12 protein-coding genes, 1 tRNA gene and 1 pseudogene are annotated in these 15,936 nt (G+C 39.3%); 10 read left to right on the top strand and 4 right to left on the bottom strand.

The genetic code is table 11. The features are described from left to right. Positions 1-69 precede the first annotated feature (69 nt). On the top strand, positions 70-2,073 hold the full coding sequence (rnb, locus tag R7Q38_RS03515; RefSeq protein WP_047104463.1) for an exoribonuclease II: 2,004 nt from the start codon (positions 70-72) through the stop codon (positions 2,071-2,073). A gap of 71 nt (positions 2,074-2,144) precedes the next feature. Next, a complete protein-coding gene (locus R7Q38_RS03510; RefSeq protein WP_053307810.1) occupies positions 2,145-2,954 on the top strand; it encodes a helix-turn-helix transcriptional regulator in 810 nt (269 codons plus the stop codon). A gap of 33 nt (positions 2,955-2,987) precedes the next feature. On the opposite strand, the gene R7Q38_RS03505 is transcribed toward R7Q38_RS03510, so the two are convergent. Beyond that, a complete protein-coding gene (locus R7Q38_RS03505; protein WP_017635751.1) occupies positions 2,988-3,341 on the bottom strand; it encodes a DUF3024 domain-containing protein in 354 nt (117 codons plus the stop codon). A 266-nt stretch (positions 3,342-3,607) separates the two neighbouring features. On the opposite strand from R7Q38_RS03505, the gene R7Q38_RS03500 reads away from it, so the two are divergent. After that, the gene (locus tag R7Q38_RS03500; RefSeq protein ID WP_017635752.1) at positions 3,608-4,432 is read left to right on the top strand and encodes a phosphate ABC transporter substrate-binding protein; all 825 of its coding nucleotides are present in this window, start codon (positions 3,608-3,610) and stop codon (positions 4,430-4,432) included. A gap of 63 nt (positions 4,433-4,495) precedes the next feature. On the opposite strand, the gene R7Q38_RS03495 is transcribed toward R7Q38_RS03500, so the two are convergent. Continuing rightward, positions 4,496-5,176, bottom strand: a complete 681-nt coding sequence (locus tag R7Q38_RS03495; RefSeq protein WP_005386198.1) for a MaoC family dehydratase — start codon at positions 5,174-5,176, stop codon at positions 4,496-4,498. A 329-nt stretch (positions 5,177-5,505) separates the two neighbouring features. Here R7Q38_RS03495 and R7Q38_RS03490 point away from each other — a divergent pair. From R7Q38_RS03490 to R7Q38_RS03470, 5 genes and pseudogenes are all read left to right on the top strand, one after another. Next, a tRNA-Ser gene (locus R7Q38_RS03490) sits at positions 5,506-5,596 on the top strand. A gap of 79 nt (positions 5,597-5,675) precedes the next feature. Then, complete coding sequence (locus R7Q38_RS03485; RefSeq protein ID WP_318114067.1) at positions 5,676-7,007, top strand: tyrosine-type recombinase/integrase; 1,332 nt, start codon at positions 5,676-5,678, stop codon at positions 7,005-7,007. Continuing rightward, positions 7,000-7,383 carry a hypothetical protein gene (locus R7Q38_RS03480; protein WP_025500925.1) on the top strand — a complete coding sequence of 128 codons (384 nt, stop codon included), beginning with the start codon at positions 7,000-7,002 and terminating at the stop codon, positions 7,381-7,383. The genes R7Q38_RS03485 and R7Q38_RS03480 overlap by 8 nt, the downstream gene beginning before the upstream one ends. Positions 7,384-7,397: 14 nt before the next feature. Beyond that, positions 7,398-7,595, top strand: a complete 198-nt coding sequence (locus R7Q38_RS03475; RefSeq protein ID WP_025500924.1) for a hypothetical protein — start codon at positions 7,398-7,400, stop codon at positions 7,593-7,595. A 232-nt stretch (positions 7,596-7,827) separates the two neighbouring features. Next, positions 7,828-8,098: pseudogene (locus R7Q38_RS03470) on the top strand (carboxypeptidase M32); the annotation flags it as partial. Between the two features lie 48 nt (positions 8,099-8,146). On the opposite strand, the gene R7Q38_RS03465 reads toward R7Q38_RS03470, so the two are convergent. Further along, positions 8,147-10,180, bottom strand: a complete 2,034-nt coding sequence (locus R7Q38_RS03465) for an ATP-dependent helicase (protein ID WP_318114065.1) — start codon at positions 10,178-10,180, stop codon at positions 8,147-8,149. A 16-nt stretch (positions 10,181-10,196) separates the two neighbouring features. Next, positions 10,197-12,365: an AAA family ATPase gene (locus R7Q38_RS03460; RefSeq protein WP_318114063.1), complete on the bottom strand. Its 2,169-nt coding sequence runs from the start codon at positions 12,363-12,365 to the stop codon at positions 10,197-10,199. Positions 12,366-13,119: 754 nt separating this feature from the next. Between R7Q38_RS03460 and R7Q38_RS03455 the strand changes: the two genes are divergently transcribed. After that, the gene (locus R7Q38_RS03455; protein WP_318114061.1) at positions 13,120-14,232 is read left to right on the top strand and encodes a site-specific integrase; all 1,113 of its coding nucleotides are present in this window, start codon (positions 13,120-13,122) and stop codon (positions 14,230-14,232) included. Positions 14,233-14,398: 166 nt separating this feature from the next. Then, on the top strand, positions 14,399-15,913 hold the full coding sequence (locus tag R7Q38_RS03450) for a hypothetical protein (protein ID WP_025570810.1): 1,515 nt from the start codon (positions 14,399-14,401) through the stop codon (positions 15,911-15,913). The last annotated feature ends 23 nt before the right edge of the window (positions 15,914-15,936 follow it).

Here is a 15,936-nt window from a genome sequence, read left to right as displayed (position 1 = left end):
CTCCACAGGTAGTAATAATAGCTCGCAATGATTATAGTGTGCCCAACTCCATAGGTAATTTAAGAAAAGATGTTTCAAGATAACCCACTACTCGCTCAGCTTAAGCAGCAAATCCAAGAAAACCTGCCTAAAAAAGAAGGCTCAATAAAAGCCACAGATAAAGGCTTTGGCTTTTTGGAAGTGGACAGTAAGACTAGCTTCTTCATCCCGCCTGCGTACATGAAAAAGTGCATGCACGGTGACAAAGTCGTCGCCATTATCCGCACCGAAAATGAACGCGAAGTTGCAGAGCCACAAGAGCTGCTGGAACAAGCCGTGACTCGCTTTATTGGTCGAGTAAAAATGTTCAAAGGCAAGCTCAACGTAGCACCTGATCACCCACAGCTTAAAAAGCTGTCTCTTAAAGCGAAACTAAAGAAAGGTCTTAAACCTGACGAGTTCGCCGAAGGTGATTGGGTTGTCGCACATCTTATTCGCCACCCTCTAAAAGGCGATAACTCTTTCTTCGTAGAAATTTCTGAAAAAATCACTGACGCGAATGATAAAATTGCGCCTTGGTGGGTAACGCTTGCTCAAAACGATCTACCAAACTCTGAGCCAGCAGGCATCGATAACTGGGAACTGAAAGACGACGCGGAGCTAGAACGCGTAGACATGACTCATGTTCCATTCGTCACTATCGACGGTGAATCGACTAAAGATATGGACGATGCGCTGTACGCGAAGAAAACCGTATCTGGCGATTTCGAACTCACCATCGCTATTGCGGACCCAACCGCCTACATCACACCTGAAGATGAAATGGATAAAGTAGCACGTGAGCGTGGCTATACTATTTATCTTCCAGGCCGCAACATCCCGATGTTACCTCGTGATTTAGCGGACAACCTATGCTCTCTGATTGAAGGTGAAACCCGCCCTGCTATTTGCTGTACCGTAACGGTAAGTAAAGATGGTGTGATTGGCGACGATATTAAATTCTTCGCAGCAAACATCAAATCACATGCACGCCTAGCATACGATCACGTGTCTGATTGGTTAGAAAACGGCAGCTCTGAAGCATGGACGCCATCTGAAGAGATCGCGACCATCGTTCGCGATCTTTACGAGTTCTCTCTTGCTCGCGCTGAATGGCGTGAGAAAAACGCAGTGGTCTTCCCTGATCGTCCTGACTACCGTTTTGAGCTCAGTGAAGATAACGATGTAATTGCTATCCACGCAGACATGCGCCGCAGTGCAAACCGTCTTGTTGAAGAATCCATGATTACCGCAAACATCTGTGCAGGTCGTACATTACGCGATAAATTTGAAACAGGTGTCTTCAATACGCATGCAGGTATCAAGAACGAGAAGATTGAAGAAGTGGTTCAACTTGTCAATCCAGAAGGCCAGTTGGAGTTCACAGCGGAGTCTATTGCTACACTAGAAGGCTTTGCTGCGTTGCGCCGCTGGTTGGCAGCTCAAGAAACGTCTTATCTAGATAACCGTATTCGTAAGTTCCAAGCATACAGTGAAGTGGGTAATCAGCCTCTGCCTCATTACGCAATGGGTTTAGACATCTATGCAACTTGGACATCACCAATTCGTAAATACGGTGATATGATCAACCACCGTATGTTGAAGGCCGTCATCCTTGGTAAAGAACCCGTACAAAAACCAGATGACCAAGTAGGCGAAGAGCTAGCTCTACATCGTAAACATCATAAAATCGCTGAGCGAAATGTCTCAGATTGGCTATATGCACGCACGCTTGCTGATGAGCCGAGCAAGAAAACTTGTTTCACAGGTGAGATTTTCGATATTAATCGTGCAGGCGCACGTGTCCGACTTCTCGAAAATGGCGCAGCAGCCTTTATTCCTGGTGCACTAATTCTTGATAATAAAGAAAGAATTGAGTGCAATGGCGACAACGGTACCATCTCTATCGATAAAGAGGTCGTATACAAACTTGGGGATACATTGGAAATTGTCCTTACGGACGTAAACCAAGAAAACCGCAGTTTAGTTGCAAAGCCAACCCAGGTATTCGCTGAACAACCAGCAGCACAAACAGAACAGACTGTAAGTGAATAATACCGAATGAAGTTAAAAGGCGCTCTATTGAGCGCCTTTTTTATTTGTTATGTAAAACGATAAGAACGAGTATGCCGAACATTGAGATCATTCGCTTTAATCACTTCACTGCGCGCAAAAGTGAGCGTTACACTGCAACACATAATGGGTTATATATTGTTGAAGAAGGTGCCCTATTAGTTCATCAACCTAATGGTGAGCAATTTGAACTTAAAGCCGGAGATTTCACACTCTATAACTCCGCAGATCTGAGCAGTGCAGAAGCCGTCTCTAGTGACGGAGGCTTTAAAGCACTGGCTTTAGTCTTCAATCCAAATATATTCTGTGACTTTAAGAAAGCGCACCCGATGCTACGTTCCAAAACGGAAGAAAGGCGCTTCTATCCTTTTTCAACGCAATCCAGTAGCGAAGTAGCACAATTGAAGGACATGTTGGTTAAGTTAGCGAGTCGCAATGCTCCAGACTACACACAAAGCCATATCGCAATGGCATTGCTGTCGTTGATGGTTGAGGTAGAGCCAAACATCCTATCTATCATAGATGATGCAAGTAGCCTGAGCGACTCTCAAAAAGCCATTAAGTACATTGAGGGTAATATTGAAAAAGACATCACGCTAGAAGGCTTAGCGGCTCATATGAGCATGTCCATCGCAACCTTAAAACGTCGCCTCGCCGCAGATGATCTTTCGTTTTCTCAGATATTAAAGGTGAAACGGATAAACTTCGCAGCAACCCAACTGCGCAAGTCAGAAAAATCAATAACAGAAATAGCGTTTGAGTCTGGTTTTAAAAGTGCAGCGCATTTCAGTACAGCATTTAAATCCGTTTACAACATGACCCCCAAAGACTTTAGAAACCAAGTCGTTAAGCCTAAAGTATAAATCATGTCGGCATTCGCATCCGTTGGGCTCACCCTATTCCCAAAAACACGCTTGAGGATCACGCTCCAATTCGTTGAGTAAGTCCTCAAGCATTCGGCTAAATGGAAGTGGCTTATAAGGCACCCACCTTAACAGCTCGTTGTGATATGTGGGAACATAGAAATACCAAAGTTGGTTGTCCTCATCAAACATGATCTTCGCGACGGGAGAAGTATACTCGCTATGCTGGGAGTCGAGGAGAAAATGCGCCCGATGAAGCTCAACGCCATTTTCTACTAGCTCATAGAGGCACTTGCCCTGTTCGACAGGCAAGTTAGCATTACGCGCAGAGCAGAGCGATTGAACTGATTTGTATAAACGACTTGTCGCCATTTGGGACACTGACATCAACGTTCTCCCGATGGATGATAGTTAGAGCTGTCGATCCTAGTATATAACCTTTACATCATCACCGATGGTAGTTATCTACCTAACTCAAGTATAAGATAGCTATATTATCATTTGCCCAGATTATCATCTCAATCCACTTGGAAACGCTAGCTCCATCACCTCTTGACTAGAAACAATTCCCCTGTTTAGCGCTAACAGTTCACAAAAGTGTAACCTGAACGCAATATCATATACTCTGCTTTATCCCGTATATGGAGTTTAATATGTTACGTTTTACTGTGGCGACTTTATTGGCCATAGCAGTCTCCCTCCCTACCATTGCAAAAGAAATCAACATCTCAGGGTCAACGTCGGTTGCTCGCGTGATGGATGTACTTGCTGAGGAATACAACAAAACACACCCAGACGATTACGTTGCTGTTCAGGGCATTGGTTCGAGTGCTGGTATCACCATGGTCAATAAAGGAGTAGCCGAAATAGGCATGAGCTCTCGCTATCTGACTGAAAGCGAAAAAGGTGAAGATCTCAATGTATACCCTATCGCTTATGATGGCCTCGCTGTTGTTGTAAACCGTACCAACTCTGTAGAAAACCTTTCTCAGCAACAGCTGTTTGATATTTACAAAGGTAAGATTAAGAATTGGAAAGAGGTCGGGGGCGCAGATCAGCCTATCGCGGTGGTTACTAGAGAAGCGTCTTCAGGTTCACGTTACAGCTTCGAAAGCTTGCTGGGACTGACCAAAATCGTTAATGATCGCCTCGTCTCGGATATCAGCCCAAACAACTTGGTTGTAAACAGCAACAGCATGGTAAAAACCATTGTTAACCATAACACTCGCGCCATTGGTTTTATCTCTGTAGGGTCAGTAGATCGCTCGATCAAGGCGATTCAGTTAGATGGTATTGACCCAACCTCGACAAACATTAGCAATCATAAGTACAAGTTGGCGCGACCATTCCTAGTGCTATACAAAGTAGATAAGATTAGCGATGCAGGTAAAGGTTTTATCGCTTTCCTTCGTTCAGAGCAGGGACAAAAAGCGATTGCAGATTACGGTTATACGCCAGTAAAAAACTTTAATCAGTAAAAATAAAAAAGAGAGCACCTTGATGCTCTCTTTTCCTATGTAGTGTTCTCTCCGGTTTCGGAATTAGAAATGCAGTTGAATTACAGAGACCACAACCGCACCAGGTCGACGAATACCTTCAATTTCCACTTTAATTTCGCGCTCAATCTCCAAACCTTTTTTGATTGGCGTTACTTTTGTTAACGTGCTGACTGCACGAACATTATTGCCCGCTTTGACAGGGTAAGGGAAACGAACTTGGTTTAAACCCAAGTTAACTACCATTTTAGCTGTTGGGAACATTGGCTTTTCTGGATCAACTGAATCCGTCAGTTTAGGCAGCAATGCTAATGTTAAAAAGCCATGAGCGATAGTTGTCTTAAATGGAGATTCAGTTGAAGCACGCTCTGGATCAGTATGAATCCATTGCATGTCTTCCGTTACCGCACCAAATTGGTTAATACGTTCTTGAGACACATGAACCCAATCACCAGTGTGAATAACTTCGCCAATTTTTTCACTTAACTCGTCATAAAGCTTTTGAGCCTCTGGTGCCATTACGATCGGTGCAGGTTGAGGTGCAACTTCTTCGTTGACGGCTGGCTGCTGGTGATCACGAACTTTTGAGAAAAGAAAGCTATTTTGAGCTTTCCCCAAAAAGTCACTCCAATAATCGCGTAACGTTGGAGACATCCAATTCATAAACTCGGATTGATGAGCAGAAATCGCATCAACTTTGTCTTTAAATAGATTTGTGACCTTCATAAACACCCTTAAGAATTCTAAGCACAACTGGCTATACCAGTTAATTTTGAATTAGTTCACAAAGTCTTGCAAATACTTTCGGGCGAACACATGTACCCTAAAAGCATGTTATATCTTATATATCAGCAAGATAACAATAAAACACCATTTTATTGACGTGCGCCAATATAAAGTAAAAACTCTATAAATTGGTACTTTTTGTCCCTTTTTCACTCCGCTTTCAAAATGTCCAACATCACATCAGTGATCATAAAACAAGCAAACAGTACTTCTATTATAATTCAGCACTTTACAAGTCGGACTATGCTCCTTATTATACCGCCCACAACGGAGAGATGGCTGAGTGGTTGAAAGCACCGGTCTTGAAAACCGGCATACGTTAATAGCGTATCTAGGGTTCAAATCCCTATCTCTCCGCCACATTCAAGCCCTTGATTTATCAAGGGCTTTTCTCGTTTTAAGACGATCAAATGTCACCTAATACAAATAGGTGATACATATGTATTTGATTAAATTGAGCAATAACGTGTTTTATACACGTATTTCCACTCCAGCTATTCTGCAAACTTCTCTGGGTTATCCACGAGAGATTCGCCTCTCTCTTTTCACTAAATATCGTCGATTAGCTACCAAACGAAATGCTCAGCTTGTTAGCGCGATTCACACGCTACATGAACAAGCTTTAGCAGAAAATATCCCTTATACAGATTTTAAGATTAGCTTATATACAAAGGTGGCAGAGATTCGCCAACAGTTCTGCTCGAATCTTCCGCATGTAGACAACCCACAATCAAAATGTACCTCAATGAGTATTGAGACCCGAGCACTGTCTGCTCCTGCTCCTGCTCCTGCTCCTGCTCCTGAAATAATTGTAAACAACAGTATGGTTGGCAAACAAGAACTCACCACAGAGTTAAATAACTTTATTCATAGCAAACGTCTGGAGCAAGTCACACCATTGACTCTTACGCAGTTGAGTCAGCGTTGTACCAATTTCTTGGATTATCTAACCAAGCAAAACGTCAGTTTATCTGCCAAAGCTGCCAGCACCTACAGAGATCATTTGATTGAAAGGGGATTAAGTTGCAAAACAGTGAAGGAATACATCGCAGCAAATAAGCAGTTCTTTGATTACTGTGAACGAATTGAACTCATTGAGAAAAATGTCTTCAAAGCGATTAAAGCGCCGAAAAATCGTGTAGCTAAAGCATCACAGCAGCGTGATCGCTGGCAGTTAAAAGAGCTTAAAAAGTTATTTTCTAGTTCCGAATATCGTAAAAAAGACGCACAATTTAATTGGACAACCAAGATACAGCTATACCACGGTTGCCGCCCTTCCGAAGTTTGCCAGTTAACGACCAGTGACATTCAAATAATTGAAGGTGTCCCATGCATTACTATTTCAGACTCCGAAGCGGATCAACGGCTAAAAACTTCCAATGCTTTGCGTATTGTCCCCTTGCACAATCAATTGATAAACGAAGGGTTTCTTGAGTATGTGCAAGGACGCCAAGAGCAAAAGCAAAAACAGCTTTTTGATTACAAGCCGCATGGAGACAACAAAGATTGGTCATTTCGATATCGCACTAACTTAGGGAAGCTGCAAACAGCAATTGGAATGAAGCCGAATGCGCGACCAACGGCATACTCCTTCAGGCATACCTTTGTCGATGAGTTAAAGATTGCTGATACGCCTGAGCACATAGTGGCTGAGATCGTTGGCCATGCTCATCCCAACATCACTTATGGTCGTTATGGGAAAGAAGCAAAAATTCAGCAGTTGCACGAAGCAGTGAATGCTTTCCCAGTTATAGAGGTGAAGTATGCGTAAATTAGCAAACTTTGAGCTTAAAGCGATTCTAGAATCCATTGAACATGCTGATTTTACAAATAACTATGACTTCTTCAATCTGTTAACTTGTGGGATATCAATTGAACAGATTAGAGCAGTATATAGACTCAGATCAGCTTTGCTGCGGGACTCTTCTAAAACGATCTTCGATTATCCGTTGTTTATTGATCAAATTTACTCAAGTGTTGAGTCCTTCTACTCAGTGAAGGAAGCTCTTGGATACGAGGTTGATACCCAAGAAATAGAGCGGGAAGATAAGCTTATATTTCTTATGCAGTTTCTAGCTGAAAACAAAATGCAACTCAGTATTGACCGCCGTAATACACCGTACTCTATTGCAATAAATCTAGGCTAGGAAGGAACTTTAGTATGGAAGACATTCATGAACAACTAGGTGTCAGCAAATCATATCTCAACGATACTTTTGCAATGATACGCATCGCGAAAGATGGTGAAGTATGGGTGCAGTATTCAGATAAGCTCGATATACCTGCTGGCATAAAGGCTGTACGGATTGCAGCGGAAGTTCTAAAAATCATAGCTACTGAGTCAACTAACTATAACTAACAAAGTTTCTAAATCTAGATAAAAGCGGCTGTAACGAGCCGCTTTTAAGAATAGTTAGGACACGTCTGCGTTAGAAGCGCCAGCCGTGAAGGTTTTGGACAGAAACGTTTCATTGACTTTGCAAGTTTAGCCAAAAGCAGATTAACTCAACGACAGGCAAAAACAAGATGTGACTCCCAGACGGTTATAAGCGCAAAGTCACTCACGACCATCGTGATGGCTGTATGCTAAACACTGGTGTAATGAGAGTTTCGGGGATTTCCCTAGCTACACGTTGGGTGCTATGTATGCCGCGCAGTGTAAGGCTGTTATGAAGAAACCTGTAGATGTAGATCGAGCCATTCGAGAAGAATGGTTTAACACCAACTTCCAATTGGCCGTCAAAGTACAGTTGGAGCAAAGGCAGCTTACTAACTACTGATTAGCTAATAACACAAGCTACAGGAAAAATCCTAAATGTGAACTTCTTTAAGAACTATCTGATTGGCCGAAACTTGAAATAGAACTTCCATTGAAAAGCAGCCAGTTATTACTGGCTGCTTATGGGGCAATTAGATATGCTGAGCAGCTCCAAAATACTTATTGACGTTTGTACTTGGTTCAATTTCCTCATGAGTAAAAACAACTGCCATATTCTTGATGGCTCTAGATAACGAAACATACAACAAATTTCTTCGTTCTGTGTATTCGTCATTTTCTGTATCATCAAAAAAAGCAGATAAATAATCAGTTTTATTGTTAAATGAGTCAGAAAGGAAAACAATTACAGTCTCAAATTCCAAACCTTTTGAATTATGGCATGTCAGATAAATATCTTCGTTTTCAACGTTTGATTTAAGATAAGTAAACCAATTCTTAAACTCTTTTAAATTGATGTCAAATAGATCATTAATGATATTGGCCGCTGATTCAGCATCTTTAGATGAAGATTTTTCTAGTAAATCACTTATACCTCCGATGATACCGTCTACAGTATAATCTGAATCAACACAAGAAATTACTTCGGATAGATACCCGATAAATAACCTACCGTACCCGCCTTCCTTTCCTAAAATAGAAGAAAGGTTTTCCCTTAATGAAAGCTCAGGATCTGCATTTAAACTCTTAAGTTCGTCATAATATTTATTTACTTCAGAAAAACTGATGCGGCCAATGTTATTAGGTAAAATATCAGAAAGATGTAACCCATCCCTATTTATAATACATACAAACTCGATCAAGTTATATATTTCCTTAACAGCTTCATTAAGTTTACTTAAGTCCTTGTTAATAATTAATCTTGGAGCATCGCTATAAAAAAATGCAGACTTCATTTTTCTGTAAAACTGGGGAAAGCCACAAATATCTGATATAGTATCATTCTTCAAGACAAGACAAGATACATTGGCAGTTCCCGTCAAACCAAAATCTTTCTTTATCTTAGAAACAAGATTATCTATATGCTGAGATTCATCACCTTCTATTTTAGATGAGTAATATTTGAACATTCCTCCATTACTATCTTCATATATCGACTTTTGAGATAAGCCATCATTTCTAAACCTGTCAAAAACATCTATTATCTCAGCGTATGACCTTCTATTTTGTTTCTTCTCTACTTTAATTAATCCAGAATGAATTGAATCTATCTTAGATCCTACACCATCTTGGTATATGCTTTGTAACGTATCTCCAAAGTATCCAATGCACAAAGGTCTGTCTCTTTCTTTCGCTCTCGTGGATATCAAGCTTAAGGTTTTAATTACAAACGGGTGTGTATCCTGATATTCATCTACAAAAATAAAAGGAAACTTATCAATAAATATGTCAATCATTTTAGGATAAGAAGAACAAAGTTTATACACATACTCTAGTAAAGTGTCATGACTAATTTCCATCTTATCTAGACGGTCAAAGTTAGAACGTATATTATACTTAATTCTAATCCCACGCTCTTTTCGAACGTCAGTCAATCCATTTTCTAGCTTCTTAAGCTTGGTTGCATACTTGAATAAAGACTCAAACTTCCCTTTGTTTCTTTTCATTATGTAGCCGTACTCTGCAAGTAGTTCTGTAAAATCTTCGACTAGAGTTTTACGTTTTTGACTCTTATAGAATAAGTCAACTGTGTCTTTCTCTACTAATTTTTCGTAGAACTTTTTCCTCAACTTTTCATTGGATTGAGAATAGAACCAATCATAATGAGCCACATTGGGTTTGAAATCTTCACTAAGCTTTTCAATCTCCTCTATGATTTTTATTTCATGAATTTTTTTTAAAGCAGACTGCTGATTGTTAATTATACCCCACATCCCTTCATGAATCGTAGAGACACTAACCAGATCACTATTTCCTACCCTATTTTTAATTTCACTTGCTGCAAGGTTAGTATACGTTATACATAAAATTTTTTGCTTTCGTTTTTCTAGAAGATTTGAAAAATTCAATAACGTGTACTTTATACTCTCTTTAAGAGAATAAGTTTTCCCAGCTCCTGCTCCAGCATTAAAAACAAAATCATCGCAAGACGATATATGACCAAATATTTCTTTTTGACTGCGACATTCGTCTTCCGCTTCAGTCTTATCAAGAATCGTTAACCCCATACTAACTACCTCGCAATTAACCTAACTTTGACTCAAGCCAGACAAGTCCATGTTCTATATAATCAGGAAGAACTGGCTTTTCTCCATCCTTCGAGTAAATGTTATACAAAAGCGTATTTGCAAAGTCACTTTTGCTACTGGAGAGCTTCTGTTGCCATTCGTATGATTGGTGAACTGAGTTTTCGTATTCTTCTTTACCTACTTCCCCAACGATTGATTTATATATCCTTGGCTTAACATCACGTAGAGTCTGATTAAGAATAGTGTTTTTGTAATTGCTTAATATAAATGCTTCTTCAAAACTAGATGCAAAATATGATTCAATCATATCTTTTTGATAGACTATTTTAAATCCCCCATTTTCATCCTCTTTATAATATTCAAGATTGTTGGGAATAATCACTGATTTTTCATCTTCCTCATCAGCCTCAACCGCATCATTTTCAGTAACACCACATACGTACTTTCTCAGGACTGCATTGGTTGTTTTTTTTCCTTCTAAACTTTCAACTTGCAAATACGAAGCATCAGGATGCTTATCAGTCTTGACTCCTTTTTCGTAACTACTCCTCTTGATATCTAAATCAGTAATTGCTAGACATGGGATATTTAGCAAATCAAGTAAAGACTTGTATACATGAGCAAAAGCTCCATTTATATTAAACACACTTATGTAAAACTTACTTAAACCCTCTCTTTCAGAAATATAATAGTTCAATAGTTGTTCTTCAGTAATTCCTTCAACAAGAATCACAGCGTCAGAAAAAAACAAATCGGATACTTTAAACTTTATATGTTTCTTTAAAAAAGTAAGCTCATCAGTAGATATTAACCCTTCTCCACTTTCTTCCCCCTCTGTCACATCTATGTTAGCAATTCTTGAATCACTTAACCTAATAACATTCGAACATTTATCTTTCCCCACAGAGATATAGTTAATGTTATTAAATGTTCCAGATGTATGGATTTTGCTATTCAATATGTGTGATGAGTGTGTTGTAAGTAAAAGTTGACTATTAATATTTTTCTTTGTCTTATTCATTAACACGCTGATTGCATCATCAATATTTTTTATAAACAGCTCTTGCATTTGAGGATGCATATAATTTTCTGGTTCTTCTACACATATTAAGTTAATTTTGTGATGTATATCATCATTATCATACTGCTCCATATAATCTATCAATTGACCAATAATCTTCATTAAATTTTTATAGCCTAAGCCAAATTGATCTTCTGGAATAAAGTAGCCATTTTCCATAAACTCATAATTTATTAAATTATTAAACATGGACTCATATGTTAAATCAGACTGTAGGTGAACTTTCATTTTACTTTCATCAGTCACTTTTGAAACAACACTATTGACCGTTTCGTCGTGTTGCCCACCAACCATGCTAGTTATATCAGAGTTAATACTATATATTTTGTCGTCAATTCTACCTTTGTTTTCAGATTGATCTGCTGAATTAAGTTTGTATTTAACAATTTTATTGAATGTTGTAGAAAGTGTTCGATTTCCGTCATCAAGGTTGGCCTTAATTACTTTAAGGTCAACTATATCACTTAATTTAATGTTTGCACCTAAAACCTCGTCTTGATTAGAGTCATATAGTTTCTTTGTAAAATCAATATTACTTGACAACAGTTTTATATACTCTCGGAACATCTGAGCTTCAGTTAACCCTTTTTTTTTCCAGTTTTCTATACTAACTCGAACAGTTTCATTATATTTGGTTTCTTCTTTAACCTCATATCTAACTTCAATAACAGCCGATTTCTTCTCTTTTTCTAGTTCATCTACACGAATAAAGTCACTAATATTATTTACAGCAAATATATCGGGATCGACATCGAGGCCGATGGTAAAGGTAAATGTCATTTTAGGAGATTTATCTTGAAAGTCAGACTTTCCGAGGTGCATATCAAAAATACTGTTTAAGTAAATATTATTAAACTTATACCCAGATATTTTTTCATCTAAAATTACCTGTTGCAATGCTGCTGTTATAGTTGTCTTTCCTGCGTTATTTTTTCCGACAATTAAAGTTGTAGCACTAGAGACTGAGTCTTTAATATCTTGCTTTTTAAAGGCTTTGTTGGTGTAGGGGGTAACAAATTCAACAATGTTGTCTTCAACACCAAATTTTCTAAAATTTTCAATCTTTAAACTTTGTAAGTACATTTGTCGCTCCACTTTAGTTCATCATTACCTGACTTAAAGCATATTACTACGCAACTAGACACACTTACACTGTGAATTGGCACATATATGATTGATTATACAGAACTTAAATTTATCCTTTAAACTGTCGGAACAGCATCATGACTCAACCCAATGAGTAGTATGAGCACGGGCTTTGACATTATGCAGTAGTTAGAGCAAGCATAAACATGTTGAACTCCATACGAGCAACTACAGAGTCAGCTCTTACCTTTTGTCTTTCTCATTATCTTAGGTATGACAAACTTCGATGAGCACAATGTGAATGAGGTTTTACTCTAATGGAAAATGGGGCAAAAGGAAGCTAGTCCATACGCTATGATATCTAAGCTTTGTCTCCCTCTTCGGGAAGTGACTAAAGTTCACCAAACATGTCTTTCAGTCCATTAAACCAAATCCAATCGTCTTAGCATTTTAGAGATTGCTACTCACCACAACCTTCCCCTACCAACCAATATTCTGGTTATTTTTTGACCAGTCAGATCATTTTTTTCAAAAAATTTTCTAGCTCAAAAATCTCGATAAACTCAATGCGTATAGGTTTGATAAATAATCTCAAATTCGACATCGATTCTTTCTGCTTATAGACAAATGATGTCAAAAGTAAATGTTTTATTGTTAATTTTCAATATTTTACATGGTTGACGACTGTAATTTTTAGCCGTAACTTCCGTTTTGACGAATGACTTGCATTCGATAAAAAACGGAAAATATTATGAAAACTATTACAACTACAAAGTCACCAACTGTAAAAGACTACATCGACGCATATCTCATAGAGAGAAAATATTGTGCTGCTCCCTCGACATTAGCCTCCGACCTCAGCAGAGCAAAGAATATAAACGAGGCATTGGGAGAATTCCCCATCAATGCCGTTAGCCACACTCAGATTAATATGCTTCTGGTAAGTTGGCATGAGCGCTTTCGAAACAAAACCATCAACGAACATCTGACAATCTTACGTCGTATTTCTTTGAAAGCGGTACGTGATGGCGTAATTGCACGAAATCCAATGAAAGGAGTACAGAACTTCAAAACTGTGGATCCTGAGCCAAACCCTTTCACAAAAAAGGAATTAGCACGGATGCATGAGTGCAAGAATGTCTGCACCCAGGGACAGAATGCAGTAATGCTGAATCTGCTGACAGGTCTTCGTATCAGTGAACTGATAGCGTTGTCTTGGCAAGATATAAACTGGGAACGCGAAGTGCTCTATGTCCGTCGAGCTTGTGTATTGAACATTTATAAATGCCCGAAAACGAAAGGTTCTGTACGTGAAGTTGATTTAAATCCACTTGCTTTAAAACTATTGAAAGAGCAGTTGAAACTTACAGGAAAGCGCCGCCCACAAACAATCAACATTCTTGAATGCGACAATAAAACATTTACAAAAGACTCTGTCAGTTTCATTTTCTTAAATACGAAAACGAATAAACCTTTTACTGATGCTAAAGAATTCACTGAGCGATTCTTCATCAAATTTCTAGAACAAGCGGGTGTGGCTCACAGAGGTGTCGGTCAGCTACGTCACACATTTGCTTCCCAGTGCTTAACCGCGGGGATCAGCAAAGACTGGCTCGCGGTTCAAATGGGACATAAAAGCACAACAATGATCGACAAGCACTACGGTCGATGGATTCGTGAAGACTCGCCGAACTACGCAAGAGAGGCTGCGCAACACCTTGAGGAGATATTCGGCCTACCGCAAATAAAGCCAACAGTGACTTTACCTGCTGTTCCTCACTCTTCGTTAGTGTTGTTGAAAAAACTTCAGTCCAAACCACAGCTCATTCAACTTCTTGAAGGCATGTTGGAGAGCGACAGATGAGCACGGTGGCCATTGAGACCAAACATAAAGTCGTACATTTTGAAAATGTGACGACATGGCAACCCGCTACGCTTCCGTCACACTTTTGCTCCGCAAAAGATGCACGGAAGCTGCGGGCAAGAGAAGGCTCTCTTGACTCTCTAACTCGACCTCTTGGAGGTCGAGAATGAGAGCAATCAGATTATTCCACCGACGAATGAATTACTCTTCAACTACAGAAAGTCGTGTGAAATGCGAACACTCTCTTGCGCATTCACTGAGGATTGCTCCTCCAACTAATGCAAAAATATCCAAAAAACTTGAGTGGAATGAGGAGCTAAGCCAACACAATTTCATCTGGATAAACAACCATATTTCTCCGTTAGAATCTTTGACTGAAGCTGAGCGGCTTGAATTCTTGTATAAGATTGTTCCACAGCCACGTATTCACAAACAGTTAAAGCTTCAAACACAGCAGCGCCAGTATCGCCGCAAAATGAAAAACGCAATAGATAGTGAAATTAAAAGTGGTAACACGGATGCTGCTAAGTTTTTGCAGAGTATTTTAGAAACTGATGATCATGTTTCGTACTCATCTATTCAGAAGTTTTCTCTTCTGACAATGCAGCGAAAGAAACAGCGTCTCAAGATGCTAGAGACTTATCTGAACGCTCACAATCAGCTACAACACAGAGCGCCGACTAATAACATATTCATCCAAGAAGGGATTTTTAAGATCCCTCACCGATGGGATGTTGGTAGTGATCTGGTGAATGCATCGGACTATATCGAGTTCACTCGGCTATTCCTTGTTCATTATTTCCCAGACTATGAAATTAAAACAATTATTTGCCATGACGATGAACGGGATAAAAACCAAAACACAGGGTGCCACACGCATTATTTTTTATCTGCGTTGAATCAGAAAACCAACAAATTTGATCTTCACAAACGCCAAATACAAGTTGTGAGCGAATACATAGAAAAAGTTACAGGGGTAAAGGATTTCTTTCCGAATGATTCAAAGTTGACACGTGAGGAGACGCAAGACTTTGGGCATTACTTTCAACGAATGGTTCAGGATTTTGCGAATAAACATTTGTGTCGTTCAAAGGGGTTGTTAGTTGAGTTTTCTACTGAAACAGAAAGGAGAACAAAGCAGCGTAAAGAAATGGATCAGCAAGCAAAACTTCCGAAAAGCCAGAGGAAAAACAACTTAAATAACTACTTGCTCAAAAGACAAGCAATACAACGCAAGGAACTCGCGAGTGATATTGAAGCTGGAAGAAGTGAACTAGACGACATTAAAACGCAAGTTGCTATTTCTACAGGCGAAAACGAAATGATCAATGAACTAAAAAGGCAAAATAGTCGAGATATTTCTGCTGAGAAAAAAGAAATCGTTCAATTGCGTGCTGAAAAGCACGCTTTAGAAAAGTTAGTTCAAAGCTTAAAAGATGACATCATCCGTCCTTTAAGCAAGTTCTGCCAGTCAGTTTTCTTGGGTTTGAAAGCTAAAGAATCAGGTCAAGCACGGATGGTTGAATCATTCTTAGATAACGCAATGAGAGATATGTTGAACCTGCCACCAAGCATGCAGGTTAAAGCAAAGGTACTGTTGGAATCAGTAGAACTGCGCAAAAGTAATTTTGAGCGCAATAAGACCGACGAAAAGTCAGAAAACGATACGTTTGAAAGGTAAGTTAGTTAGGTTCTTAACTTACT

It is taken from the genome of Vibrio sp. Vb0598, from assembly GCF_033338935.1.
Taxonomy (GTDB): domain Bacteria; phylum Pseudomonadota; class Gammaproteobacteria; order Enterobacterales; family Vibrionaceae; genus Vibrio; species Vibrio alginolyticus.
This window is presented reverse-complemented; position numbering and strand designations above follow the sequence as displayed.